This is a genomic window from Dactylosporangium sp. CA-052675, assembly GCF_050947935.1.
GTDB lineage: Bacteria > Actinomycetota > Actinomycetes > Mycobacteriales > Micromonosporaceae > Dactylosporangium.
On the sequence record NZ_CP192010.1, the window covers coordinates 4,790,700 to 4,814,703 of the forward strand.

27 protein-coding genes are annotated in these 24,004 nt (G+C 73.3%); 19 read left to right on the forward strand and 8 right to left on the reverse strand.

Features of this window, described 5'->3' with window-relative positions:
- Positions 1 to 24 precede the first annotated feature (24 nt).
- Both ACQP1P_RS22020 and ACQP1P_RS22025 read left to right on the forward strand, forming a co-directional pair.
- Entirely contained in the window at positions 25 to 1,602 is a 1,578-nt protein-coding gene (locus tag ACQP1P_RS22020; protein WP_433088944.1) for an MAC/perforin domain-containing protein, read from the forward strand.
- Positions 1,589 to 2,857 carry a glycosyltransferase family protein gene (locus ACQP1P_RS22025; protein WP_433088946.1) on the forward strand — a complete coding sequence of 423 codons (1,269 nt, stop codon included), beginning with the start codon at positions 1,589 to 1,591 and terminating at the stop codon, positions 2,855 to 2,857. Before ACQP1P_RS22020 ends, ACQP1P_RS22025 begins: the two co-directional genes overlap by 14 nt.
- A 66-nt stretch (positions 2,858 to 2,923) precedes the next feature.
- Here ACQP1P_RS22025 and ACQP1P_RS22030 read toward each other — a convergent pair whose 3' ends face one another.
- The gene (locus tag ACQP1P_RS22030) at positions 2,924 to 3,514 is read right to left on the reverse strand and encodes an Rv0361 family membrane protein (protein WP_433088948.1); all 591 of its coding nucleotides are present in this window, start codon (positions 3,512 to 3,514) and stop codon (positions 2,924 to 2,926) included.
- A 221-nt stretch (positions 3,515 to 3,735) separates the two neighbouring features.
- Between ACQP1P_RS22030 and ACQP1P_RS22035 the strand changes: the two genes are divergently transcribed.
- Positions 3,736 to 5,229: a DEAD/DEAH box helicase gene (locus ACQP1P_RS22035; protein WP_433088950.1), complete on the forward strand. Its 1,494-nt coding sequence runs from the start codon at positions 3,736 to 3,738 to the stop codon at positions 5,227 to 5,229.
- Positions 5,230 to 5,288: 59 nt separating this feature from the next.
- Here ACQP1P_RS22035 and ACQP1P_RS22040 read toward each other — a convergent pair whose 3' ends face one another.
- On the reverse strand, positions 5,289 to 5,726 hold the full coding sequence (locus ACQP1P_RS22040) for an ATP-binding protein (protein ID WP_433088952.1): 438 nt from the start codon (positions 5,724 to 5,726) through the stop codon (positions 5,289 to 5,291).
- Between the two features lie 121 nt (positions 5,727 to 5,847).
- Between ACQP1P_RS22040 and ACQP1P_RS22045 the strand changes: the two genes are divergently transcribed.
- Positions 5,848 to 6,369, forward strand: coding sequence for a DUF308 domain-containing protein (locus ACQP1P_RS22045; protein ID WP_433088954.1), 522 nt, complete (start codon positions 5,848 to 5,850; stop codon positions 6,367 to 6,369).
- Positions 6,370 to 6,402: 33 nt separating this feature from the next.
- On the opposite strand, the gene ACQP1P_RS22050 is transcribed toward ACQP1P_RS22045, so the two are convergent.
- Both ACQP1P_RS22050 and ACQP1P_RS22055 read right to left on the reverse strand, forming a co-directional pair.
- The gene (locus tag ACQP1P_RS22050) at positions 6,403 to 7,398 is read right to left on the reverse strand and encodes an AI-2E family transporter (protein ID WP_433088956.1); all 996 of its coding nucleotides are present in this window, start codon (positions 7,396 to 7,398) and stop codon (positions 6,403 to 6,405) included.
- A 180-nt stretch (positions 7,399 to 7,578) separates the two neighbouring features.
- Entirely contained in the window at positions 7,579 to 8,709 is a 1,131-nt protein-coding gene (locus ACQP1P_RS22055) for a sialidase family protein (RefSeq protein ID WP_433088958.1), read from the reverse strand.
- Between the two features lie 498 nt (positions 8,710 to 9,207).
- Here ACQP1P_RS22055 and ACQP1P_RS22060 point away from each other — a divergent pair, with 498 nt between their 5' ends.
- From ACQP1P_RS22060 to ACQP1P_RS22070, 3 genes are read left to right on the forward strand one after another with little or no spacing between them, the layout of a single operon-like run.
- Positions 9,208 to 10,503 carry an ABC transporter substrate-binding protein gene (locus ACQP1P_RS22060; RefSeq protein ID WP_433088960.1) on the forward strand — a complete coding sequence of 432 codons (1,296 nt, stop codon included), beginning with the start codon at positions 9,208 to 9,210 and terminating at the stop codon, positions 10,501 to 10,503.
- A complete protein-coding gene (locus tag ACQP1P_RS22065) occupies positions 10,503 to 11,510 on the forward strand; it encodes a carbohydrate ABC transporter permease (RefSeq protein ID WP_433088962.1) in 1,008 nt (335 codons plus the stop codon). Before ACQP1P_RS22060 ends, ACQP1P_RS22065 begins: the two co-directional genes overlap by 1 nt.
- On the forward strand, positions 11,507 to 12,325 hold the full coding sequence (locus tag ACQP1P_RS22070; RefSeq protein WP_433088964.1) for a carbohydrate ABC transporter permease: 819 nt from the start codon (positions 11,507 to 11,509) through the stop codon (positions 12,323 to 12,325). Before ACQP1P_RS22065 ends, ACQP1P_RS22070 begins: the two co-directional genes overlap by 4 nt.
- A gap of 27 nt (positions 12,326 to 12,352) precedes the next feature.
- Here ACQP1P_RS22070 and ACQP1P_RS22075 read toward each other — a convergent pair whose 3' ends face one another.
- Positions 12,353 to 12,625 (reverse strand): hypothetical protein, encoded by a 273-nt coding sequence (locus ACQP1P_RS22075; protein WP_433088966.1) that lies wholly within the window; start codon positions 12,623 to 12,625, stop codon positions 12,353 to 12,355.
- Positions 12,626 to 12,688: 63 nt separating this feature from the next.
- Between ACQP1P_RS22075 and ACQP1P_RS22080 the strand changes: the two genes are divergently transcribed.
- Both ACQP1P_RS22080 and ACQP1P_RS22085 read left to right on the forward strand, forming a co-directional pair.
- Positions 12,689 to 13,795, forward strand: a complete 1,107-nt coding sequence (locus tag ACQP1P_RS22080; protein ID WP_433088968.1) for a Vms1/Ankzf1 family peptidyl-tRNA hydrolase — start codon at positions 12,689 to 12,691, stop codon at positions 13,793 to 13,795.
- Positions 13,796 to 13,889: 94 nt separating this feature from the next.
- Entirely contained in the window at positions 13,890 to 15,356 is a 1,467-nt protein-coding gene (locus tag ACQP1P_RS22085) for an MFS transporter (RefSeq protein WP_433088970.1), read from the forward strand.
- Here ACQP1P_RS22085 and ACQP1P_RS22090 read toward each other — a convergent pair.
- Positions 15,349 to 15,810, reverse strand: a complete 462-nt coding sequence (locus ACQP1P_RS22090) for a hypothetical protein (protein WP_433088972.1) — start codon at positions 15,808 to 15,810, stop codon at positions 15,349 to 15,351. The two genes, ACQP1P_RS22085 and ACQP1P_RS22090, sit on opposite strands and share 8 nt — an antisense overlap.
- A gap of 120 nt (positions 15,811 to 15,930) precedes the next feature.
- On the opposite strand from ACQP1P_RS22090, the gene ACQP1P_RS22095 reads away from it, so the two are divergent.
- The 7 genes from ACQP1P_RS22095 (at position 15,931) to ACQP1P_RS22125 (ending at position 20,410) form a co-directional block, all read left to right on the forward strand.
- Positions 15,931 to 16,233, forward strand: a complete 303-nt coding sequence (locus ACQP1P_RS22095; protein WP_433088974.1) for a hypothetical protein — start codon at positions 15,931 to 15,933, stop codon at positions 16,231 to 16,233.
- A 463-nt stretch (positions 16,234 to 16,696) separates the two neighbouring features.
- On the forward strand, positions 16,697 to 16,927 hold the full coding sequence (locus ACQP1P_RS22100) for a hypothetical protein (protein ID WP_433088976.1): 231 nt from the start codon (positions 16,697 to 16,699) through the stop codon (positions 16,925 to 16,927).
- 28 nt (positions 16,928 to 16,955) lie between these two features.
- Entirely contained in the window at positions 16,956 to 17,276 is a 321-nt protein-coding gene (locus tag ACQP1P_RS22105; protein ID WP_433088978.1) for an STAS domain-containing protein, read from the forward strand.
- On the forward strand, positions 17,273 to 18,172 hold the full coding sequence (locus ACQP1P_RS22110) for an ATP-binding protein (protein WP_433088980.1): 900 nt from the start codon (positions 17,273 to 17,275) through the stop codon (positions 18,170 to 18,172). Before ACQP1P_RS22105 ends, ACQP1P_RS22110 begins: the two co-directional genes overlap by 4 nt.
- Positions 18,173 to 18,215: 43 nt before the next feature.
- Complete coding sequence (locus tag ACQP1P_RS22115) at positions 18,216 to 19,388, forward strand: multidrug effflux MFS transporter (RefSeq protein WP_433088982.1); 1,173 nt, start codon at positions 18,216 to 18,218, stop codon at positions 19,386 to 19,388.
- Between the two features lie 4 nt (positions 19,389 to 19,392).
- Complete coding sequence (locus tag ACQP1P_RS22120) at positions 19,393 to 19,920, forward strand: N-acetyltransferase family protein (protein WP_433088984.1); 528 nt, start codon at positions 19,393 to 19,395, stop codon at positions 19,918 to 19,920.
- A 154-nt stretch (positions 19,921 to 20,074) separates the two neighbouring features.
- On the forward strand, positions 20,075 to 20,410 hold the full coding sequence (locus ACQP1P_RS22125) for an STAS domain-containing protein (protein ID WP_433088986.1): 336 nt from the start codon (positions 20,075 to 20,077) through the stop codon (positions 20,408 to 20,410).
- Between the two features lie 49 nt (positions 20,411 to 20,459).
- On the opposite strand, the gene ACQP1P_RS22130 is transcribed toward ACQP1P_RS22125, so the two are convergent.
- Together ACQP1P_RS22130 and ACQP1P_RS22135 are read right to left on the reverse strand one after the other, a co-directional pair.
- The gene (locus ACQP1P_RS22130) at positions 20,460 to 20,888 is read right to left on the reverse strand and encodes a DUF3618 domain-containing protein (RefSeq protein WP_433088988.1); all 429 of its coding nucleotides are present in this window, start codon (positions 20,886 to 20,888) and stop codon (positions 20,460 to 20,462) included.
- A gap of 234 nt (positions 20,889 to 21,122) precedes the next feature.
- A complete protein-coding gene (locus tag ACQP1P_RS22135) occupies positions 21,123 to 21,392 on the reverse strand; it encodes a hypothetical protein (protein ID WP_350616850.1) in 270 nt (89 codons plus the stop codon).
- A 74-nt stretch (positions 21,393 to 21,466) separates the two neighbouring features.
- On the opposite strand from ACQP1P_RS22135, the gene ACQP1P_RS22140 reads away from it, so the two are divergent.
- From ACQP1P_RS22140 to ACQP1P_RS22150, 3 genes are read left to right on the forward strand one after another with little or no spacing between them, the layout of a single operon-like run.
- Positions 21,467 to 22,573, forward strand: coding sequence for an LLM class flavin-dependent oxidoreductase (locus ACQP1P_RS22140; protein ID WP_433088990.1), 1,107 nt, complete (start codon positions 21,467 to 21,469; stop codon positions 22,571 to 22,573).
- Between the two features lie 18 nt (positions 22,574 to 22,591).
- On the forward strand, positions 22,592 to 23,530 hold the full coding sequence (locus tag ACQP1P_RS22145) for a quinone oxidoreductase family protein (RefSeq protein WP_433088992.1): 939 nt from the start codon (positions 22,592 to 22,594) through the stop codon (positions 23,528 to 23,530).
- Complete coding sequence (locus ACQP1P_RS22150) at positions 23,527 to 23,883, forward strand: hypothetical protein (RefSeq protein ID WP_433088994.1); 357 nt, start codon at positions 23,527 to 23,529, stop codon at positions 23,881 to 23,883. Before ACQP1P_RS22145 ends, ACQP1P_RS22150 begins: the two co-directional genes overlap by 4 nt.
- Positions 23,884 to 24,004 lie beyond the last annotated feature (121 nt).

The following is a 24,004-nucleotide window of genomic DNA, read 5'->3' on the forward strand; positions in this document are numbered from 1 at the left end:
CCCGATCCCGCAGGGAGTTCAGCCATGGCCATCCCCATTCCCGGCGCCGAGGTGCTCGGCTTCGGCTTCAACGTCTTCGGCGAGTACGACCCGTCCTCGCGGATGTCCCCGATGTTCGACGTGCAGTACGACGCCAGCCGCGAGTGGCAGTCCGGCGGCGTCACCTACCTGCTGCCCGCCAACGCCGCATTCGACCCGTCCGGCTCCTCCTACGGCGAGGTGTCGGCGTTCTCCAGCCGGCAGCAGTTCGAGCAGCACTTCACGGCGAAGGTGACCACCGGCGGCCGGTACGGCTTCTTCAGCGGCGAGTTCACCGCCCAGTACAACCACCTGACCACCTCCGACGACGACTACCAGTACGGGCTGCTGGAGTCGTACGCGAGGATCTGGTCGCTGGACCTCAAGGACTCCTCCGTCCGGGCGCTGGCCGACTGGGTCACCAAGGACCCCGACTACCAGGCCGTCCCGGACAGCTTCGCGGACGACAACGCCCACCTGTTCTTCCGGTTCTTCGACAAGTACGGCCTGTACTACATCACCGGCGTCACCGTCGGGTCCCGCATCTACTACAGCTCGTCGGTGAGCAAGGCCTACGGCTACAGCGAGGACGAGATCAAGGCGAAGCTGAAGCTGGAGTACAAGGCGGTGCTCACCGAGGCCCGCGGGGAGGCGCAGAGCGACTGGAAGCAGGTCGGCCGGGACTGGACCAACCGGCGCGAGGTGCGGCTCTACACCCTCGGCGGCGACAGCTCCATTCTCGACGCCCTGGCGCCCGGGTTCGACGACAGCTTCAACGACGAGTACAAGCGCTGGCAGAACAGTGTCGCGGCGAAGCCCGCGGTGGTGGACTTCCGGCTGGCCGCCGTCGCCAAGCTGTTCTCCGGCGCCAAGGCCGCCGCCGTGCAGCAGGCCAGCGACGCGTACATCCGCAGCCGCCTGTACGCCGAGTCCAGGACCGGCACCTGCCTGCTGTCGTTCAACGGCCGGCAGCTCCTGCCGCCCGGGGGTGGCGACCGCGTCTACGGCTTCCAGCTGGCCGCGATCGACCGGGGGACGCTGAGCAAGGCGTGGGCCAAGTCGTACTCGGTGCGCGACGACACCTCGTTCACGCAGTACGTGAAGCGCTACGACGAGGCGTTGATGGACATCATCCCGTACCGCAACGACAAGTACATCATGGCGTTCACGACCTGGTCGATGTTCGGCGTGAACTGCCCCACCGAGTACTTCTACGAGTTCCTCCGCGAGCTGGGCGCCGGCCCGGGCCTGCAGGACTGGGCCGGCGTGCGGGACCTGCGGCTGCAGGACCCGACCTGGGGCTCGGCCGACATCGCGCACTGCAACTACACCCTGGTCGGCGTGCCCGGCAACGGGCCCGGCACCGGCATCGAGAGCTTCAGCCGGGCCGGGAGCAACGACACCGGGCAGCGCCCGTGGTTCCCGCCGGACGGGTGGTCCAGCCAGCCGGCCGCGCCGGTCTCCGTCGACGCCGACGTGTACCGGGTCGGCACGGCCGAGCCGACCCACGCGATCGCGCCGGCCTACGGCCGCGGCGCGCATCCCCGCCGCTCGGCACCGGTCCTGGCCGGTGCGCACCGGTGAGCTGACGCCGGGCACCGCGGCCGGGGCGCCCCGGCCGCGGGTCCTGGTCGTCGGGCACGGCGCGGCCGCGTCCGGCTTCGCCCGGGTCACCGACGCCATCATCGCCCACCTGCCCGGCCGGTACCGGGTCGAGCAGCTGGCGGTCAACCACCGCACCGACACCGTCGCCGCGCCGTGGACCGCGCACGGCAACCCGCGCCTCGGCGACGTGCACGGGCTGGAACGCGCGGCCGAGCTGGTGGCGCGGCGGCGGCCGGACGCCGTGCTCATCGTCGGCGACCTGTGGTTCGTCGTCGTCCACCTGATCCGGCTGGCCGCCGAGGGGCACCGCCCGGCCACCGTCGCGTACTGCCCGGTCGACGGCGAGCTGACCGACCACCGGTACGCCGAGGGCCTGGCCGGCTGTGACCGGCTCGTCGCCTACACCGGCTTCGGCCGCGACCAGCTGCGCCGGCTCGGCCTGCGGGTCGACGCCGTGATCCCGCACGGCGTCGACGCCGCCGCGTTCCGGCCGCTCGCCGGGCCGGAACGGGCCGCCGCCCGGGCCGCGCTGTTCGGCGCCGACGCCGCCGACGCGTTCGTGGTGCTCAACGCCAACAAGCACCAGCCCCGCAAACGCCTGGACCTCACGATCGAGGGCTTCGCCCGCTTCGCCCGGGACAAGCCGCCCGGGGTGCGGCTGTACCTACACACCACCGCGACCGCCGCGGCGGACGGCGTGCTCGACCTGGTCCACGCGAGCGGCATCGGACCGCGGCTGCTGCTGGCCCCGGGCGAGGACCCCCGCCATCCCGCGCTGCCGGACGACCGGCTGAACCTGCTCTACAACGCCTGCGACGTCGGGCTCAACACCGCCGCCGGCGAGGGCTGGGGCCTGGTCGGCGCCGAACACGCGGCGGCCGGCGCGGCGCAGGTCGTGCCCCGGCACAGCGCCTGCGCCGAGCTCTGGGCGGGCACCGCACTGCAGCTCGATCCGGTGTACACCTACGAGGACCGGGCCCTGGGCATGCTGCGCCACGCCGTCGACCCGGACGACGTGGCCGGCGCGCTGGACCTGCTCTACCACCACCCGGCCGAACGCCGCCGCCTCGCCGAGGCCGGCCGGCGGTGGGTCACCGGCGACGAGTACCGGTGGCCGGCCATCGGCGCCCGCTGGGACGCGCTCCTGGGCGAGGTCACCGGCCTGCCGCCCGGGCGGGATCACGACGACGGCGCGCAGGGCCACCGAGCCGTCACGACCATGCTTCGTCCGTGAGCCGGGCCGTGCCGCGCCCGTCGGGCGGCGCGACCCGGCATCGCGGCCGGACGCCGCGGCCGTCGGCTACGCCTGGAAGTCGCAGATCTTCCAGGCCTGGTTCTCCTTGACGAGATCCAGGACGAGCTGCCCGTCCGTCGTGCGGCCGCTGCTGCCGGCCGACCTGATCGTGTAGCTGGTGTAGACGACCGCGGTGTCCCCGCTGACGGTTTCGCCGGTCACGTGCCAGTCGACGATGCGGTTCTGCGTCGGCGCGGTGCCCGATGCGCCGGTGTCGGTCTGCCGCCGCAGCTTGTCCGACTCGCTCCGGCACAGCATGCCGGCGATCTTGTCGCGGTTCGGGTGGTCCTTGCGGGCCTCGTCGATGTAGGCCTGGACGACCTCGGTCGGGGTGTCGACGAAGAGCTTCTGGAAGACGAGGTAGCCGCCGACCACGAGCACGATGACCGCGAGGAGGCCGCCGATGCCGATGAGCGCGACCTTGCCGCCGCGCTGCTGCGTCGCCGGGGGCGGCGGCTGCGTCGCCCAGGGCACCGGCAGCTGGTACGGCTGCTGCTGGTAGGGCTCGTGCTGATACGGCTGCTGCTGATAGGGCTGCTGGTAGGGCTGCTGCCCGTACGGCGGCTGCGGTTCGGTCGGTCCCCCCGGGTGCGTCACCGGCACATCGTATACAGCGAACCCACCGCGGCCATCGCCCCGATGACCGGGGTCGATCGACCGGCCGGGCCCGGCGCGGCGACCGCCCGCGTCCCGCGCGGGGCGGGCCGACCCCCGGCCGAGCGACGTGCTACCCTTCCAGGTGTTGCCTGGCAGGCATCTGGTCCCCAGGCACTTCCGCCGGTGCAGTGTCCCGGCCACCCTTCACGTTCGGAGACTGTATGGCGGCCCGCCGCCCGAAGCACAAGCAAGCCCCCACAGCGCCCACAGCGCCCACAGCCACGACGTTCGCAGAACTCGGCGTGCCGGCCACCCTCAGCGGCATCCTCGCCGACGCCGGGATCACCCGGCCGACGCCGATCCAGGCGGCCACGCTGCCGGACTCCCTGGCCGGGCGCAACGTGCTCGGCCGCGGCCGGACCGGGTCGGGCAAGACCTACGCGTTCGTCCTGCCGCTGCTGACCCGGCTGGCCGCCCAGCGCTCCCGGCCGCAGCCCGGCCGGCCCCGCGCCCTCATCCTCGCGCCCACCCGGGAGCTCGTCACCCAGATCCAGGCGGCGATGGCCCCGCTGGCCGAGGCGATGGGCCTGCGCACGCTGACCGTCTTCGGCGGCGTGAAGCCGAACCCGCAGATCGCGGGCCTGCGCGCCGGCGTCGACATCGTCGTGGCCTGCCCCGGGCGGCTCGCCGACCACGTGCGCGCCGGCCACGCGCGCCTCGACGCGGTGGAGATCACCGTGCTCGACGAGGCCGACCACATGGCCGATCTCGGGTTCCTGCCCGAGGTGCGGCGCCTGCTCGACCTGACCCCGCCGCGCGCCCAGCGCCTGCTGTTCTCGGCCACCCTGGACGCCGGCGTCGACGTGCTCGTGCGGCGGTACATGACCGACCCGGTCACCCACTCCGCCGACTCGGCGCTGTCCCCGGTCACCGCCATGGAACACCACGTGCTGCACGTGCGCGCCGACGAACGGTTCGAGGTCCTGGCCGACCTCGCCGCGGCGCCCGGCCGCACCGTCGTGTTCACCCGCACCAAGCGCGGCGCGAAGGTGCTGACCCGCCGGCTCGTCGCCGCCGGGGTGGGCGCCGTCGAGCTGCACGGCGATCTCGGCCAGCCGACGCGCAACCGCAACCTGACCGCGTTCTCCGACGGCACCGTGTCGACCCTGGTCGCGACCGACATCGCGGCCCGCGGCATCCACGTCGACGACGTCAAGCTGGTCATCCACGCCGACCCGCCGGTGGAGCACAAGGCCTACCTGCACCGCTCCGGGCGCACCGCCCGCGCCGGCGCCCAGGGCACCGTCGTGACCCTCATGACCGACAACCAGGTCGACGAGGTGCGGGAGCTGACGCGCAAGGCCGGCATCTCCGCCGCGACGGTGCGCCTGCGCCCGGGCGATCCGCACCTGGTCAGGCTGGCCCCGGGCGAGCGGACCTTCGCGCCGCCACCGCCCCCGCCGGCCGAGACGCCCACGGCGCCGGAGTCACGTCCGCGCCGCGGCCCGCGCCGCACGAAGGCCGGCACCGTGACCGGCACCAAGACCGGCAACAAAACCGGCAACAAGGCTCGCGCCACGACCCGCGAGTCCGCCCCGAAGGCGGCGGCGACGGGTCGCGGCGGCGCCGCCCGCGCCACGGCGGCCGCCGCGCCCTCGAGCGCCGCGGCGTTCTCCGCACGGTCCCGGGTCGGCGGGCGGCGCGGCGGGCGCTGACGGGCCCGGCCTGGGCCCGGCCTGGGCCGGGTGCGGTTCGGCGGTGAGTGAAGCGCCGGTCAGCCGGCCGTGACCGCCGGGAACGAGGCCCAGATGTGCTTGGCGTCCTCGGTGGCGTACCAGCCGACGTCCAGCGACAGCTGGCTGGCCAGGTGCAGGCCGCGGCCGCCCGAGTCCAGCGGCTCGACGTCACGCAGCTGCGGGAACGCCTGCATGTCGTGGTCGGCGATGTCGAGCACGAAGCAGTCGCCGGCGAGCAGGAGGCGTACGACGCTCGGCGGCAGGCCGTGCACGAGCGCGTTCGTCGCGAGCTCCGACGCGACGAGCAGCACGCGGTCGGCGCGGTCGTCGAGCGCGGGCTCCGTGATGAGGTGCCGGGTCGTCAGCGTGTCCAGCAGCGCCTCGCGCAGCCCGTGCAGCTCGGCCACATCGGCGATGACCCACCGGCGCAGCTCCGTCGTCACCGGCGGTGGCGGGGAAACACTCAAGGTCGTCACCAGGCCGCAATACCCAGCGCGGCCGTGGTTCTACCCTTCGATCCGCCACGCGCTTGGCTCACCCGGGTGTTCACTCCGGCCGGGCGAGGGGCCGCGGTGCCGGGTCGCCGAGCGTGGACGTGTGAAGTACTGGTGGCTGGTCGCGGTCGGCGCGGCCACGGTGGCGTTCGGGGCCGCGGTGCTCGCCTGGCCCCACGCGACGCTGCGGCTGCTCGGCATCCTGGCCGGCCTGTGGCTGCTGCTGATCGGGCTGCTGCGCATCGCCGGGGCGCTGCGGGCCGCGGGGCCGTCGCAGCGGGCCGGGGTCCAGCGGGTCGTCGACGGGTTCTTCGGCGTGCTGCTCGTGGTGCTCGCGATCGCGTCGCTGGGCTCGGCCCGCGCCGGGGTGCTGACGGTGTCGGCGCTGATCGGGCTGGCGTGGCTGATCATCGGCTTCGGCGCGGTGCTGCTCGGCGTGGCCGCGACGGGCCGGACGCGGGCGTGGCTGTGCGGGCTCGGCGGGGTGGCGATCCTGCTCGGGCTCGCGTTCGTCACGTGGCCCGGCCTGTCGCTGCGCGTGCTGGTGCTGCTGACCGGCATCAGCGCCGTCGCCCTCGGCGCGGCCGAGATCACGATCGCGGTCCAGGCCCGCCGTCGTGCCTAGCGGCGGGCGGGCCCGGCAACGTGGTCCCCGACGTCACCGCCGGGCGAGCCACCATGTGCGGGCGATCGCGGCCAGGGGCGGCGCCAGGAAGACGCCGCAGAGGCCGCCCAGGGCCGCGCCCACCACGGTCGCCGCCAGCACCGCGACCGGGTGCAGGTTGAGCGCGCGGCCGAACACCAGCGGGCGCAGGACACCCTCGAGGATGTTCTGGGTGATGAGCACGATGACGATCATCCACACGGCCGTGGTGGCCCCGCCGGAGCCGAGCGCGAGCAGGACCGTGAAGATCGCCGAGACCCAGGCGCCGAGGTACGGTACGAACGCCGCCACGAACGTGATGACGGCGATGGTGAGCAGGAACGGCACCCGCAGCACGGCCGCGCCGAGCGTGATCACGGCCGCGTCCATGGCCGCGACGAGGGTGGTCCCGACCATGTACCGCCGTAGCTGCACGGCCGCCCGCCGCACGAGCCGGTGCTCCGGGTCGGACCACTCCGGCCGCCGCTCGATCGCCGCGACGAGGCGGGGGCCGTCGCGCAGGAGGTAGTACAGCAGGTACGAGCCGACCAGCAGCCCGACCGCGACCTGCCCGATGACGACCACCCCGCTGGCCACCGCCGACCCGATGCCGAGCAGGGCCGTGCGCCACGGTGCCGAGCGCAGCACGGTCTGCACCGGGTCCGTGCCGAGCGCGCCGCGCAGCCGCCGCCCGGCCTCGGCCAGGGCCGGCTGCCACTGCGCCGCCTGCAGCGTGAGCACCCACACCAGCAGCGCGGCGACGAGCATCAGGCACAGCGGGACGACGAGCGCGCCGAGCAGCGTCGCCGCCGTGGGCGCGAGGCCGAGCCGGCGCACCCGGACGACGAACGGCTGCACGGTGACGGCGATGACGACCATGAGCAGCAGGGGCATCAGCAGCGGTACCAGCACCCCGACCGCGAGCACGGCCAGCGTCACGCCGGCGATGACCCCCGCGACCGACCATCCGGTCCGCCCGAGCTGCCGCACCCGCCCCTCGGCAGCGCTCACCCGCCCACCCCGTTCCACCGCGCGGTGATGAGCGGCGTCGATGCGTACGAATGCGAGAGCAGCATGCGCCGGGCGCTACCCCCGGCAACGCGTCTCAGCCTTCCCCCGGGCGTGACCACTCGGCGGCCTCACCCGTTCCGGGCCGCGGCCGGCGATCGGCACCCACCGAGCGAACACGCCTCAGTACTCGTCCTGGGTGCTGCGCATGACCCACAGCGAGCCGCCGTTGGGGGACATCCCGTTGCCCTCGGTGGCGCTCTTCGGTTTCGCGTTGTACGCCAGGGTGAAGTAGACGCCGGCGCTGACCTCGACGCTGGAGGGGTTGGCCTGGTCCGAGGAGCCGGAGTTGTAGATGGCCACCTTCTTCAGGCCGGTCTCGGGCCACAGGGCGAGCGGGTTCTGGATGAGGATGCCGTAGGTCGGGCGCAGCGCCACGCCCTTGTCGCCGAACGTGAACAGCACCCGGTCCTGGTTGTTCGGGCCGGAGACCTTCAGCAGATGGTGCGACGAGGCGAAGACCGGCAGCCACTGCACGTCGTAGTAGGAGCCGGTGCCCGTGAACGTGTACGGGTTCCACTTCATGATCTTGACGGGCTGGCCGTTGGAGGTGCTGCCCTTGTTCTGCTCGTGCCGGACGGCCGCGATGACCGTGCCGGCGACCTGCACGAAGCTCGGCTCCGTGAAGGTGTCCGTGAAGCCGTCCGCGGCCGGGGCGTTCGCGGCGAGCTGGAACGCGTCGGCGAGCAGCAGCCGCGGGTCGCTCACCGGGCGCCAGGTGGCGCGCACGAACCAGGCCCCGGTGTTGTTGTAGACCGGGATCAGCACCTGGTCGACCGAGGCGCCCTGGTCGTCGAGGGCGAGCACCCCGCCGTGCTCGGCGAGCGCGCCGCCGGGGATGCCGGGCACGACGAGCTTCACGGGATCGGTGAAGGTGGTCCAGCCCGGCTTCCAGACCGAGTAGTACACGCCGTCGCTCGGGACGAAGAAGGTCAGCACCACCGCGCCGTCACGCATCTTGCCGAGCTTCGGGTCGCGCATGTCCTTGTGCAGCATCGTGGACGGGTGGGCCAGGGCGGGGTACGGCGTGGCCCAGGTCCACGCCGACCCGCTCTGGGTGCCGAAGGAGAGCTGCACGGTGCCCTCGGGGCCGGTGTGGCCCGTCGCGCGGTACCAGACGGCCATGAGTCGGCCGTCGTCGAGCTTGACGATGTCGGGGAACCGGGCCTCGTAGTCGCCGGGCTCCTGGAAGAGCTTCATGAACTGGCTGACCGCGGCGGCCGGTGAGGCGCTGAGCCCCAACAGGACCGCCACGGCCGTCAGGATTGCCGCCAACCGCCGCATCGTGAACATGCTCGATATAGGTATTTGGAATAGCGTTCCATGTCAATATCTCGCGGTCGAGACGTCAGCGGGCGCTCCGCCGCTGGCTCGCCTGGCCGTTTGCGGTCCCGCGGCGCGAGCTGGGTGCCGCCGGTCCGCGCCGGCGCGCCGCCCGGACCGCACGCCCTCGTGCATGGGGATTCCTGAGTGTTCGGGGGAGCCGGGGAGAGTAACCATGATCGAATATGTGGGATAGCGGGCGCCGGTGTCACGGAAGCCTCGTGGGCGGCGCGAGTTCTGTCAAGGCATGACAAGACTCGCGGCTTCCGCTGCCAGAACCCACGCCCCGGTCTTCAGGAATCAACGAGTTTCAACGTTGCAACGCCATCGAAACCGCTTCGTAATCGTGGGAGGCATTGACATTTCTCAGTCGAGGCGCTTTCGTGACGTTTGGTTTCGTTGGGAGATGTTGGGTTTTCGGAGGTACTGATGTCACAAACGCTCAGCCGCCGTTCCGCGCTCAAGGGCCTGTTCGGGGCCGGCGCCGCGGGCGCCCTCCTCGCCGCGTGCGGTGACGACTCCTCCGGTCAGCCGGCGACGGGTGGTGACAACGGCACGGGGCCGGTGACCTTCGGCTCGAACTACTCCGACGCCGCGCCGAAGGCGGCGTTCGCGGCGCTCATGTCTCAGGCGACCGGTAGCACGAGCGTCCCGGTCTCGGTGAACACCGTCGATCACAACACGTTCCAGAACAACATCAGCAACTACCTGCAGGGCACCCCGGACTCCCTCGCGACCTGGTTCGCCGGCTACCGGCTGCAGTTCTTCGCGGCCCAGGGGCTGCTGACGCCGATCGACGACGTGTGGGAGAAGATCGGCGGCACGTTCAACGACGCCGCGAAGAACCTCTCGAAGGGCCTGGACGGCCACTACTACATGGTTCCGCTGTACAACTACCCGTGGGTCGTCTTCTACAACAAGAGCGTCTTCCAGTCCAAGGGCTACCAGGTCCCCGCCACCTGGGACGCCTTCATCACGCTGGCGAAGCAGATGCAGGCCGACGGGCTCGTGCCGCTCGCGTTCGCCGACAAGGACGGCTGGCCCGCGCTGGGCACGTTCGACATCCTCAACCTGCGCATCAACGGCTACGAGTACCACATCAAGCTGATGCAGCACGAGGTGCCGTGGACCGACCCCGGTGTCAAGGCCGTCTTCGACCAGTGGCGTGAGCTCGCGCCCTACCAGCAGAACGGCGCCAACGGCCGCACCTGGCAGGACGCCGCCAAGGCGCTGGAGAACAAGCAGGCCGGGATGATGTTCCAGGGCTCCAACCAGGTCGCGGCCAACTACGACGCCGCGAACCTGGCCGACCTCGACTTCTTCGTCTTCCCCGCGATCAACCCCAGCTACGGCACCGACTCCATGGACGCCCCGACCGACGGGTTCATCCTGCCCAAGAAGGGCAAGAACACGGCATCGGCGAAGAAGATCCTGCAGTACATCGGCACCGCCGACGCCGAGGCGAAGTTCCTGCAGACCGACCACTGGGACGTCGGCCTCGCCAAGGGCCTCGTCGCGCCGACGTACAACGACATCCAGAAGAAGTCCGTCGCCGAGATCGGCAAGTGCAAGAACGTCTCCCAGTTCATGGACCGCGACACCGTGCCGGACATGGCCACCGCGATGATCAAGCTCATCCAGCAGTTCATCGACAGCCCCACCCCCGACACCATCGCCACGATCCAGAAGCGCGCCGAAGACCAGGCGAAGACCATCTTCAGCTGATGACGCTCACGACACCCCGCAAGACCGCCCCGGCGCCGGCCTGCGCACCCCGGCGCCGGGGTCGCACCCGCACCCTGACCCGCCCGGACGTCGGCGTCGCGACCGCGATGCTCGGCGTCCCGCTCCTGCTCGCCGCCGCGTTCGTCTGGATCCCGGCCCTCGGGTCGGTGCTGCTGTCCTTCACGAAGTGGACCGGCGTCGGCCCGGTCCGGATGCGCTCCTGCGGCGACTTCCCGTCCGCGCCCGGGATCCCGCAGCCCGGCTGCCTCAACGGGGTCAAGAACTACGAGCAGGCGTTCACCAACTATCCGGACTTCTGGCCGGCCGTCCAGCACAACGCGATCTGGCTCGGCGTGTTCATCGTCGTCGCCACCCCGCTGGGCATGCTCTTCGCCGTGGTGCTGGACCGCGGCATCCGCGGCAGCCGCTTCTACCAGAGCATCCTGTTCCTGCCCGTGATGCTCTCCCTCGCGCTCATCGGCATCATCTGGGAGCTCATCTACTCACCCAACTTCGGGCTCATCAACACCCTGACCGGGCACAACCACAACGACAACCTCATCGACTGGCTCGGCGACCCGAGCCTCAACCTGTGGGCGCTGCTCGTCGAGGCCAGCTGGCGGCAGGCGCCGTACGTCATGGTGCTGTACCTCGCCGGCCTCAAAGCCGTGGACCCGGCCCTGCGCGAGGCCGCCGTCGTCGACGGGGCCAACAGCTGGCAGACGTTCTGGCGGGTCGTGTTCCCGGCAATGCGCCCGATCAACATCGTCGTACTCGTCGTCACCGTCATCGAGTCGCTGCGCGCGTTCGACCTCGTCTACATCACCAGCAACGGCAACCCACTGCGCGGCCTGGAACTGCTCTCAGTCGCGGTGACCCAGAACATCGTCGGCGAGACCCAACGCATCGGCTTCGGCTCGACCCTCGGCGTCGTGCTCCTCGTCATCTCCCTCATCCCGATCTCCCTGTTCCTGTGGCAGGCCTTCCGACGAGAGGAACAGCGATGACCCGCCGGGCCGCCTCCACCGCCTTCATGGTCGTCATGTCCGCGTTGTGGGTGACCCCGATCCTGTTCGCGCTGTACGTCGCGCTGCGGCCGATCAGCGAGACCAACAGGTACGGCTACGTCTCCCTGCCGCACACGCTGACCCTGAGCAACTTCGCCGACGCGTGGGCCCAGTCGGACATGTGGAAGTTCTTCCTGAACTCGGTGTGGGTCACGGTGCCGGCCGTGCTGGTGACCCTGTTCCTGGCCTCCACGGCGGCGTACGTGCTGTCCCGGCTCAGCTTCAGGTTCAACGTGGCGCTGCTGATCCTGTTCACCGCCGGCAACCTGCTGCCGCAGCAGGTCATCATCACGCCGCTGTACCGCATCTATCTGGCCCTGGGCATCTACAACTCCTACCTCGGGCTCATCGTCATCAACGTGGCGTTCCAGCTCGGCTTCTGCGTCTTCGTGCTCAGCAACTACATGAAGACGCTGCCCACCGGCATCGACGAGGCGGCGCTCATCGACGGTGCCTCGCTGTGGACGCGGTACTGGCGGCTCACGATGCCCCTGTGCCGCCCCGCGCTGGCCGCGCTCGCGACACTACTCACGACGTGGATCTACAACGACTTCTTCTGGGCCATCACGCTGATCTCCACCGGCGACCGGCGGCCGATCACCTCCGCCCTGGCCAACCTCCAGGGCCAGTTCGTGTCGAATCAGAACCTGATCGCGGCGGCCGCCCTCATCGCGGCGATGCCGACCCTGATCGTCTACGTGCTGCTGCAGAAGCAGTTCATCGCCGGCCTGTCCCTGGGCTCGTCCAAGGGCTGAGGCGCGGCGCCGGTGGTCGCGGGCGGCTCAGCGGTCGGTGAAGTCGCCCGACTCGGCCGCGGGGCCGCTCGCGTCGCTCGTGGCGCCCTCGGCGGGGGAGCGCATGCCGCCGGTCGTCGCGTCGCCCGTGGTGGTCGGCGCGGCGCCCGGGCGGGCGCGGCGCTGCGGGGCGCGCCCGGACCCGCCCGGCCCCGCGCTGGAGCCGGTCGTGGTGCGCAGTCCTCCGCTGCGCGTCGGGCCGCCGTTGCGCCGGGTCTGCTCGCTGGCGGCCTCGTCGGCGCGCTCCTCCGGTGACGTCATATGGGCTCGTTTACCCGGCTCGCAACCCGCCTAACGCGTGAAAAAGCGGGTAGGGGCGCGAGTATGAACGTGTCCTTCCTACGCCCGTTGTACGAGCGTCCCGGACCGTGGGCGTCGGTCTATCTCGACGGGACGCGTAACAACGAAGACCCGGCCGGCACCGTCGAGCTGCGCTGGCGGGCCGCCCGGGAGGCGCTGCGGGACGCTCTGTGCGAGCCGGAGACCATCGAGGCGCTCGAGCGGGCGCTGCTCGCGCACACCGAGGAGGGCGGGCCGTACGGGCTCGCCGCGTTCGCCGCCGACGGCGAGGTGGCGATGCTTCGGGTGCTGCCCGCGCCGCCGCGGCGCGCCATCGCGGCGTTCGGGCCGCTGCCGCACGTCATGCCGCTGCTGGCGCAGATGGGGGAGTCGATCCCGTACGTCCGGGTCCTGGTCGATCGCACCGGCGGGCGGATCGAGGCCGTGGACGCGGCCCGGCTCGTGCGCGACGAGGCCGTCACGGGCACCGAGCAGTGGCCCGTGCACCGGGTCAAGCCCGGCGGGTGGTCGCAGTCGCGGTACCAGCGCGCCGCCCAGGTCTCGTGGGAGCGCAACGCCGGCGCGGTCGCCGCGGCGGTCGCGCAGGCCGCCGAGCAGTGCGGCGCCGAGGTCATCGTGGTGGCCGGCGACCCGCAGGCGCGCCCCCTGCTCGTCGCGCAGCTGCCGGAGCACTGGCTGGAGCGGGTCGTGGAGACCAACTCCAGCACCGGCGCCGCCGCGCTCGAGGACGTGACGGTGCAGGCGATCGCCGAGCGCGCGACCGAGAAGGCGCGGGCGGTCGTCGACCGCTACCGCAGCCGGCGGGGCAACGACGCGGCCGGGGACGGGCTGCCGGCCGTGGTGACCGCCCTGCAGCGGGGGCAGGTCGACACGGTGCTGCTCGTGGACGACCCGAGCTCGACCACGGAGCTGTGGATCGGGCCGGAGCCGGAGCAGCTGTCCTTCGATCGCGCCGAGCTGCTGGCGATGGGGGTGCGGGACACCCGGCGGGTGCGGGCCGACGCGGCGCTCGTGCGCGCGGTGGTGTGCACCGAGGCCGACCTGCTCTTCGCCGCGCCGGACGAGCTGCCGGTGGAGGGCGGGGTCGGCGCGCTGCTGCGGTACGCCGACGCGGGTACGCGCCGCCGCTGAGGGTCCCCCGATGTGATGTAAACCGCCGTTGACTTGTTCGCCGATCCCGGTCTACGGTCAAAGTCAACAGACGTTTACATTTCGAGGGGTACCCGTGGCAAACACCGTCACGCAGGCGGGGCGGACCGGACGGCACTCGAACAGCACACTCGTCGTGCTGTTCCTGTCGCTGGGCGGCCTGGCGTTCGCGGTCCTGCAGTCACTCGTCGCACCCGCACTGCCGATCATCGCCCGGGACCTCGACGCGTCCACCGGGGACATCAGCTGGATCCTGACGGCGTACCTGCTGTCGGCCTCGGTCCTCACGCCGATCCTGGGCCGGCTCGGCGACATGGTGGGCAAGCGCCGGGTGATGCTCGTGGTGCTCGCGATCCTGGCCGCCGGCACCCTGCTGGCCGCGCTCGCGCCCAACCTGACCGTGCTCATCGTCGCCCGGGCCCTGCAGGGCGCGGCCGGCGCGATCATGCCGCTGTCGATCGGCATCGTCCGCGACGAGCTGCCCCGCGAACGGGTCGGCGTCACCGTCGGCCTACTCTCGGCGATCTTCGGCATCGGCGCCGGCGTCGGGATCGTCGCCGCCGGCCCGATCGTCGACCACCTGTCCTGGCACTGGCTGTTCTGGTTCCCGCTGGTCGTCGTCGCCGTCGCGCTGCTCGGCGTCTTCTTCGGCGTGCCCGAGTCCCCGGTGCGCGCGCCCGGACGCCTCGACGTGCTCGGCGCCCTGATCCTGTCCGTGTCGCTGGTGTCGCTGCTGCTGGCGATCTCCAAGGGCCGCGAGTGGGGCTGGGGCAGCGGCGAGACCGTCGGGCTGCTCGTGGCCGGGGTCGTGCTGCTGGCCGTGTTCGTCGTCGTGGAGCTCAAGGTGCGCGAGCCGCTGGTCGACATGCGCCTGATGGCCCTGCGCGGCGTGTGGGCGACCAACCTCGTCGCGCTCATCTTCGGCTTCGCGATGTTCGGCACCTTCGTGCTCGTCCCGACGCTGCTCGAGCTGCCCGCGGCGACCGGCTACGGCTTCGGCAAGTCGGTCTCCGAGGCCGGCCTGTTCCTGCTGCCGACGGTGCTCATGATGCTCGTGTTCGGCCCGCTCGCCGGCCTGCTCGACCGCCGCTTCGGCCCCAAGGTGCCGATGGCGCTCGGCGCGATCGCGGTCACCGCGGCCTTCGCCCTGCCGGCCGTGGGGCACGGCGCGATCTGGCAGATCCTGGTCTCCGGGCTGTTCACCGGCGCCGGCATCGGCCTCGCGTTCGCCGCGATGTCCAACGCCATCATCGAGAGCGTCCCCGCGACCCACACCGGCGAGGCCGCCTCGGTGAACACGATCGCGCGGACGATCGGCAGCAGCATCGGTACGGCCGTCATCGCCGCCGTCATCGCGTCCAACACCACGCCCCGGGGCCTGCCGACCGACGACGCGTTCACCGAGGGCTTCTGGCTCTGCGCCGGCGTCGCGGTCCTCGGCATCGTGGCCGCGCTGATCCTGCCGTCGGCCCGCCGCCGCCACGAGCAGGCGGTCGAGGCCGGCGTCGAGGACCTGCCGGCGGAGCCGGCCGCCGTCAGGTGACCGAGGGAGGGCGGGACCGCGGTCCCGCGGTCCCGCCCTCCAGCATCCGCTGGTCCTCCCGCGCCTCGGCCCGGCTGGCCTGCGCGTGCTCCCGGTGCCGCGCGGCCTGCCGCCGGTGCTCCTCGACGTCGCCCAGCCCGGAGGCCGCCGAGCGGTCGTGCAGGTCCGCCGCGGCCTCGTGCGCGTCGGCGGCGGCCAGCGCGGCCGACGCCGCCCGCTCGGTGGCCAGGGTCGCGAGCCGCTGCGACTCCTGCGCCAGCTCGGCGGCCCGCGCGCACATCGCGGTGGCCGACGCCTCCGATGCTTCCGGCGATCGTTCCGGCTCGATCGACTCGTGCCGCAGCTCCGCCAGCCGCGCCGCGGCCTCCTCGGCCCGCCGCCGCGCCAGGTCGGCCCGCTCGCCGGCCTCCACGCCGCGCCGCTGCGCGCGGTCACTCGCCCTCGTGTCGCTCATGCGCCCCCACTACCCGGGTACGCTGGGCGAAATCGAACGCGGCAGACGGAGGCGAACGGGTGCACCCGGTGTAGCGACGGCCCCAGCCCGGGGCGTCACGGAGCCGGAAGGTGCCCGTGCATGAGCAGGACCGACAAGACCCGCCCCTGGTGGGTCCAGATGGCCGACGCACCGATGCGCGCGTGCCGGCCGCGCCACGACCACCGATTCGGCCCGTGCACCCTGGCCGATGCCATCACCGCCGCGACGGCGTCGCTGGGGGAGCGCCGCGACGGCTGCCACTGGGGCGCCACGGCGAGCTACTGGTTCCGCCGGGTGGAGAGCCGCGGCCATCGCGAGGCGGCGCAATGGTGCCGTGAGAACCGCCGCCGCAGCCGCCACGCCGCCCGCCGCGCCCTGCGCGACCACCGCCGCGACTGGTAGCGGCGCCCGCAATCGGTCACGGTCGGTGACGAGGCCGCGCCGCGCCGAGCCGTACTTGAATGGCCGGTAACAACGTGGTGAGCGGCCGGATTTGGCCTTGGTACGGCCGCGCCGGGCGCCGATGATTGACGCGTGTCCGACACGGTCGGGTCTCTCGCGCGGCCCGTCGCCGTCGTCGAGGCCACCACCTGGGCCTGCCCGCCCCGGCCGACCACCTCAGCGCCATCCTGCGCACGGGCCGCCCGCGCGGCGTAGCGGGCGTTCCCCTGCCCAGCGGGGTCTGACCCGCTCTCGGCCAGGTCTTTCGCACCGTCCCGGGGGTCGATCGTGCCAGATCGCGGTAGTTCGATGACGGAAAGGTTTGATGTCGCGACTGATCGGTCACTAGGGGCGCCTGCTTCTCCGTACCGTTCGCCTTCACGCATCTGTAACTTCAGCGTTCCCGATTCGATTGGAGGAACGTATGCCCGCCGATCTCGTGCTCGTGCTGGCCGAGCGCGACTACATGTACGGTGTCGGCGACCTGACCCTGCGTATCCGCCGCGTCGAGCGCGATGCTCCGATCTCCTACGACGACGAGCGGTGGTACTACGTCCATGGCATGCAGCTCGGGCACGAGGGCCGCGAGGTCGGCGAGCGCGTCGTGGTCGTCCGCGGCCGCCGCCTGGTGCAGGCCGGGCTTCCGGTGGAATAGAGCGATATGGACGCGTAGGCTCCGGGCTGTGGCCGGCCCGACGTTCGCGGTGAGTCGCGGCGACGCGCGCGGTGCGGTCGTGCTCGCACTGACCGGCGCGCTCGACGCCTTCACCGCCCCCGATCTCGACGCGGCCGTCGCCGCGGCGCTCACCCCCGGCCGAGACCTCGTGCTCGACCTGCGCGAGCTGGAGTTCCTCGCCGCCGGTGGCGTCCGCGCGCTGCTGCGGGCCGTCGAGTCGGCCGGCCGGGCCAGGGTCGCGCTGCGGATTCTCGTGGGCGAGGCGCAGTACGCCCGCATCGTCATCGATCGCATCGACCTCGACGGTCTGCTTCCGCTCGCGGCATGACCGGCCACCACATCCTGCGTTACGACGACGCCGACGAGCTGCGGGCCGCCCTCACCGACCGCCCCGCCGGCGCCTTCGTGGTGCTCGCCTGCCGCCCCGAGCACCACGCGCTGCTCCCCGACGGCCTGCGGCTGCCGCGCCCGGCCGTGCACCACCGGCCCGTCGCCGCGCTCGCGGCCCTGCGCCGGCTGCCGCGCCACCCGGCCCGACCGCACGGCGCCCCGATCTGGCTGCTCGCCGAGCCCGACGTCGGCACGACGCGCGCGGACCTGGCCCGGGCCGCGGCCTTCGAGGCCGCCCGTCCCGCCACGCTCGCGGGTGAACCGATGACGACGATCACCGCCTACCCGCGCGCCGGGACCCCCGCCGGGGTCTTCGAACCGCCGCTGCCCGACGCGCCGATGCCGGATCCCGACGCGGCGGCGGCGCTGCGCCTGCCCACCTCCCACGATCGCCGCGACATCGTCGGCATCCGCGCCCGGCTCAGCGTGTCGCTCGCCGGCCTGCCGACCCTCGTGCGCACGGACTTCGTCGCCGCCGTGAACGAGGTGCTGACCAACGCCTACGTACACGGCGCCCCGCCCGTCGACGTCGCCGTCTGGGTGACCCGCGGCCGGGTCGAGTGCCGCGTCACCGACCGCGGCCCCGGCTTCCGCGACCCGCTGACCGGCTACCGCCCGGGCCCCGTCGGCACCCGCTCCGGCACCGGCCTGTGGCTGGCCCGGCAGGCCTGCGACGAGCTCACCGCCTGGCCGGGACCCGGCGGCTTCACCGTGCGGCTCGCCACCGCGGTCGCGCCCGGGCCGGCCCTGCAGACCCAGGGCGCCCTGGCCCGCGCCGAGGTCGCCGCCGCCCGCGTGCGGTTCCGGCAGTCCGGCAACCGCCGCCCCCGGTGACGCCGCGCGCGCCGGCCGGGTCCCGCCGCGAGATCATGAACCCGTGAGCGGAACTCGGCGGCTGTGGCTGGCGCTCGTCCTCGGATCGCTCAGCGGATTCGCCCCGCTCACGATCGACATGTACCTCCCCGCGCTGCCCGGCATGGCGCGCGACCTGCACACGAGCGTGCCCATGGTGCAGCTGTCGCTCACCGTGTTCGTGATCGGCCTGGCGCTGGGTCAGGTGCTGGTCGGGCCGCTGTCGGACACGTGGGGCCGGCGCCGCCCGCTGCTCGGCGGGCTGCTGGTCTACGTCGCCGGCTCGCTGTGCTGCGCCGCGGCCCCGAACGCGGGCCTGCTCGTCGGCGCCCGCGCCCTGCAGTCGCTCGGCGCCGCGGCCGGGATCGTGCTCGCCCGCGCGAGCGTCCGCGACCTGTTCGAGGGCCCGGCGATGACCCGGTTCTTCTCCACCATCATGCTCGTCAACGGGCTCGCCCCGATCCTCGCCCCGGTCGCCGGCGGCCAGCTGCTGCGCCTCGCGGGCTGGCGGGTGCTGTTCGTCGTCCTCGCGGGCGTGGGCGTGGTGCTGCTCGTGGCCGTGCTCGCCGGGCTGCCGGAGTCGCTGCCGCCCGAGCGGCGCCGCCCGGCCCACCTCGGCGGCACGCTACGGTCGATGGCCGGGCTGCTCACCGACCGCGCCTATCTGCGCTACGTGCTCGCCGCGGCGCTCATGTTCGCGGCGGTCTTCGCCTACATCTCGGGCTCGTCGTTCGTGCTGCAGAACGCGTACGGCCTCAGCGCCCAGCAGTTCAGTCTCGTCTTCGGCGCCAACGGGCTCGGCATCGTGCTGCTCGCCCAGGTCAACGGGTGGCTCGTCGGCCGCGGCCACACCGCGCACGCCCTGCTGCGCGCCGCCCTCGCCGTCGCGGTGACGGCCGCGGCCGGCGTGCTGCTGAGCACCGCCACGCACGCGCCGCTGCCGGTCGTGCTCGTGTGCCTGTTCGCGGTCGTGTCCATGCTCGGCGTGGTCCTCGCCGACGCCACCTCGCTGGCGCTCGGCCCGCACGCGGCCACCGCCGGTGCCGCCTCCTCGCTGCAGGGCCTGCTGCAGTTCCTCGTCGGCGGCATCGCGGCCTCGGCGATGGGCCTGGCCGGCCCGGGCTCCGCGCTCGCGATGGGTGTCACGATGTTCACGTGCGCCGCCTCGGCCCTCGCCACGCTGCGGCTCCTACGCTGATCGGATGCTGACCGTACGCCCGGCCACGCCGGACGACCTCGCCGCCGTCGCCGCGATCTACGCGCACTACGTCACCGAGACGGTCGCGACCTTCGACGAGACCCCGCCCTCCCTGGACGCCTGGCACACCCGCCTGGCCGACCTGACCGCGCGCGGGCTGCCGTTCCTCGTCGGCGAGGCCGAGGGGCACATCGCCGGCTACTCCTACGCCGCCCCCTGGCGCGCGAAGCCGGCCTACCGCCACTCCGTCGAGGACTCGGTCTACCTGGGGCCGGAGTGGGCCGGCCGCGGCTACGGCACGGTGCTGCTGCGGGCCGTGCTGGACGCCTGCGCGGGGGCGGGGCTGCGCCAGGTCGTCGCGGTGATCGCCGACACGGGCAGCGACGCGTCCGCGGCCCTGCACCGCAAGGCCGGCTTCACCGAGGCGGGGCGGCTGACCGGGGTCGGCTACAAGCACGGCCGGTGGATCGACACCCTGCTCATGCAGCACACGCTGCCGCGGCACCCCGCCGTTGCCCCGGACCGCCGCTGACCGCGCCGGCCGGTCGAGGTCGGCCAGGGCAGCGCCTCGCCCGTGCGCCCGCGCAGCCGCGGGATCGTGGCGGCCCGCAACTCGGCGGATCCCCGGACCGCGCGTTAGGCTGGCGCCGCAGCGCAGGGCAAGATGGGGGACGACGAGGACGTACATGGCCGAGAACTCGCAGGCGACGCTGACGGTGACCGCCGGGGACGACGCGGCCGGGGGCGTCCTGCTCACCGTCGCCGGCGCCCTCGACTACCACACCGCGGCGCGCTTCGGCGCCGCCGTCCAGCGAGCCTACGACGAGGGCGCGACGGCCGTCACGGCCGACATGTCGCGCGTCGGCTTCACCGACTCGTCGGGGCTGGCGTCGCTGATCCGCGCGCACAAGGCGGCACACCTTGCGGGCCGGCGCTTCAACCTGCGCGGCCCGGACCACAACCTGCGCCGCATCCTGGCCGTGACCGGCCTCGACACCGTCCTGAACATCACCGAGGCCTGAACCGCGACCGCGCCGGGCTCCCGGGATTCGGCGGCCGGGTCCGGCCGGGTCAGCGGCGGCGGGTCCGCAGCGCGAACACCGCGACGGCGGCCGTGGCGGCCGCGGCCGTCCCGACGGCGGCCATGGGCACCGGCCGGCGCAGCTTGGCCCGCAGCGCGGGATCGTGGACCGCGGCGTTGACGGTGCCGGCGGCCCGGCCCGCGCGCCCGGCCACCTCGCCCGCCGCGTGCGACGCCTGAGCCCGCACCCGACCGGCGACGACACCGGCCCGGGCCTGCGCCTGCCCCGCGAGGGCCCGGACGCGATCGCGCGCACGGCCCCTGACGTCGTTCGCCTTCTGCTTGAGGTGAGCGCTGACGCGCGCCTTGACGTCGGCCTTGGCCGCGAGCGCCTCGACCGTCTCACCGAGCGCGGCGCGGGTGCGGGCGATCTCCGCGCGCAGCTCCTGCGCGTCCGGGCGGGCAGCGACGGTGGTCATGCCGCGGTGATGCCCGGGTCGAGCGATCGGTAAACGTGAAAGCGGCAGCGTCGCTGCCCGCGTGCTCGTCGCCGGGCGGACGGGGAAGGCGGGTGCGCTCGACGGGCCGGCCGCGCGCGTGGCTGGGCCGGCTCGCCGAGGGTCCCGTTCCTGGCCGCGGTCGCGTGCCGCACGGCCGGCGGGCGCCGCCGCAGGGCAGTCGCGTTGCGCACGGCCGCCCGGCGGGGCCGAGCGTCAGTCGCGCTCCTCGTCGCGGGCGGGCAGCTCGCTCAGCAGCGTGAACTCGAACTCGACCTGGGTGGTGTCCGGCGCGTCCTCGGGCGTGACCAGGTAGGACTCGACGCGGAAGCCGAGGTTGAGCACCTCGGCGGCGCGGATGTGCTCGACGAGCTCGTCGATGGCGGAGAAGTACGCGGTATACATGACGGCCGGCCCGGCGCCCGGCTCCTCGGCCGGCTCGGCGGACAGCGTCTCGGGGGTCTCAGCAGCGAATTCAATCGTCACGAGCCGCGAGCCTACGACACCCGCCCAAGATCCGCGACCGTTGTTGTCTATCAAACCAGTGGATAATATGGGGTATGGGCATCCACCTGCATTGGTATCTGCCGACCAACGGCGACAGCCGGGACATCGTCGGGTCCGGGGACGGCTCGCAGCACACGCTCGGCGCCGTCGCCGACGGGTTCCGCCGGCCCGGCATCGACTACCTCGGGCAGATCGCGCGCTCGGCCGAGCAGCTCGGCTTCGAGGCGGTGCTCACCCCGACCGGCACCTGGTGCGAGGACGCGTGGATCACCACCGCCGCGCTCACCCAGGTGACGACGACGCTCAAGTTCCTCGTCGCCTTCCGCCCCGGCCTGGTCACGCCCACCCTCGCCGCGCACCAGGCCGCCACCTTCCAGCGGATCTCCGGCGGGCGGCTGCTGCTCAACATCGTCACCGGCGGCGACCCCGTCGAGCAGCGGCGCTTCGGCGACCACCTCGACCACGACCAGCGCTACGCCCGCACCGACGACTTCCTGGCCGTACTGCGCGGCGTCAGCGACGCCCCGGAGCCGTTCGACTTCGCCGGCGAGCACTACCGGGTCGAGCAGGCCCGGATCCCGTTCGAGCCGTGGCGGCCGCCGGCCATCTTCTTCGGCGGGGCGAGCCCGGCCGCGGAGCGGGTCGCGGCCCGGCACGTCGACACCTACCTCGCGTGGGGTGAGACGCCGCCGCAGATCGCCGAGCGGCTCGAACGGATGCGCAAGCTCGCCGCCGAGGCCGGGCGCACGCTGTCCTTCGGCATTCGCTTCCACGTCCTGAGCCGCGACACCGCCGAGGCGGCGTGGGCCGAGGCCGGTCGCCTGCTCGACCGCATCGACGACGACCGGGTGGCGCAGGTGCAGCGCGGGTTCGCCGCGGGGGAGTCGGTGGGCCAGCAGCGTATGTCGGCCCTGCACGGCGGCCGGCGCGACCGGCTGGAGGTGTACCCGAACGTCTGGGCCGGCTACGGGCTCGTCCGCGGCGGGGCCGGGACCGCGCTCGTGGGCAGCCACGCGGAGGTCGCCGAGCGCATCCGCGAGTACCATGACCTCGGCATCGATCACTTCATCCTGTCCGGGCAGCCGCACCTGGAAGAGGCGTACCACTTCGGCGAGGGCGTCCGGCCGATCCTGCGCCGGGCCGGGTTGCTCGCGCACTGACGGGGTAGGGAGAACCGCATGGCTCTGCGATGGATCGCGCCCGACTTCGGCGGACCCGAGGTGCTCACGCTCGTCGAGACCGACGTCCGGCCCCCGCGGGCGGGCGAGGTGACGATCGACGTGCGGGCCGCGGGGGTGAACCCGGCCGACTACAAGCACATCGCCGCCGACCGCGGGGCCGACCGCGAGCTGCCGCTGCCGATCGGCTACGAGGTCGCCGGGGTGCTCAGCGCGATCGGGCCGGAGACCGAGATCGCGTCCGGGGGCGGCGCGCCCGGCGACGCGGTCGTCGCGTTCCGGATCAGCGGGGGGTACGCCTCCCAGGTCACCGTCCCCGCGAAGGACGTCTTCGCCAAGCCCGAGGCGCTGGACTTCCCGGCCGCGGCGAACCTGCTGCTCGCCGGGACCACGGCGGCGGAGGCCCTGCACGTCGTGCGCGCCGCGCCGGGCGAGACGGTGCTCGTGCACGGCGCGTCCGGCGCGGTCGGGATCAGCGTGCTGCAGCAGGCTCGCCTCAAGGGCATTTCCGTCATCGGTACCGCGAGCGAGCACAACTTCGACCTGCTGCGCCAGGCCGGGGCGCAGGCGATCGCCTATGGTCCCGGGCTCGTCGACCGGGTGCGGGCGGCCGCGCCCGGCGGGGTCGCGGCGGTCATCGACACCGTCGGCACCGACGAGGCCGTCGACTCCGTGGCGCAGCTGCTGCCGGACGCGAGCCGCGCGGTCACGATCGTCGCGTCGGACCGGTCGCGGGACGCCGGCATCCGGGCGATCGCCGGGGCGTTGCCGGACAGCGCCGCGTACCGTGACAGCGTCCGCGCCCGCCTGCTCGGCTGGGCCGGCGAGGGCCGCCTCGTCGTGCCGGTGGCCAGGACGTTCCCGCTGACCGAGGCCCTCGCGGCGATCGAGCTCGTGCGCAGCGGGCACCCGGGCGGCAAAGTCGCCCTGGTGCCGTGACATCCGACCGGGCGGCGCTCGCGCGGCTGCGGCAGCGGCTGCCCTCCACGCCCCCGCAGCTCGTCGCGCTGCTGCGGGACGCCGGCCCGGCACCGCGGCCCGCGGCCAGCTCGCCGGCCGGCACCGGGTTCGTCCTGTTTCCGGCCGACGAGCTGACCGCGGCCCGCATCGCCGGTGTCGCCGCCGTGGTGGTGTTCGGCGGCGACGGCGCCGGTGACCTGTTCGCGATCGCCATTGCCGACGGCCGGGTGTTCCGGCTGCGCGAGGCGGACTACCTCGACGGCGTGTACCGCGGCCCCGGCGTCACGCTCGTCGCCGCCGACCTCGCCGAGTTCCTCGATCGGCTGCCGTAGCCCGCGCGCCGGTCCAGCCGGCCGGGGGCTCACGCCGCAGGCCCGCGTACCCCGCGACGCGACCGGGCGGCCCTGCGCGTGCTCTCGCTCCGGGCGGGCGAGCGCCACCGCGGCCCGCTCC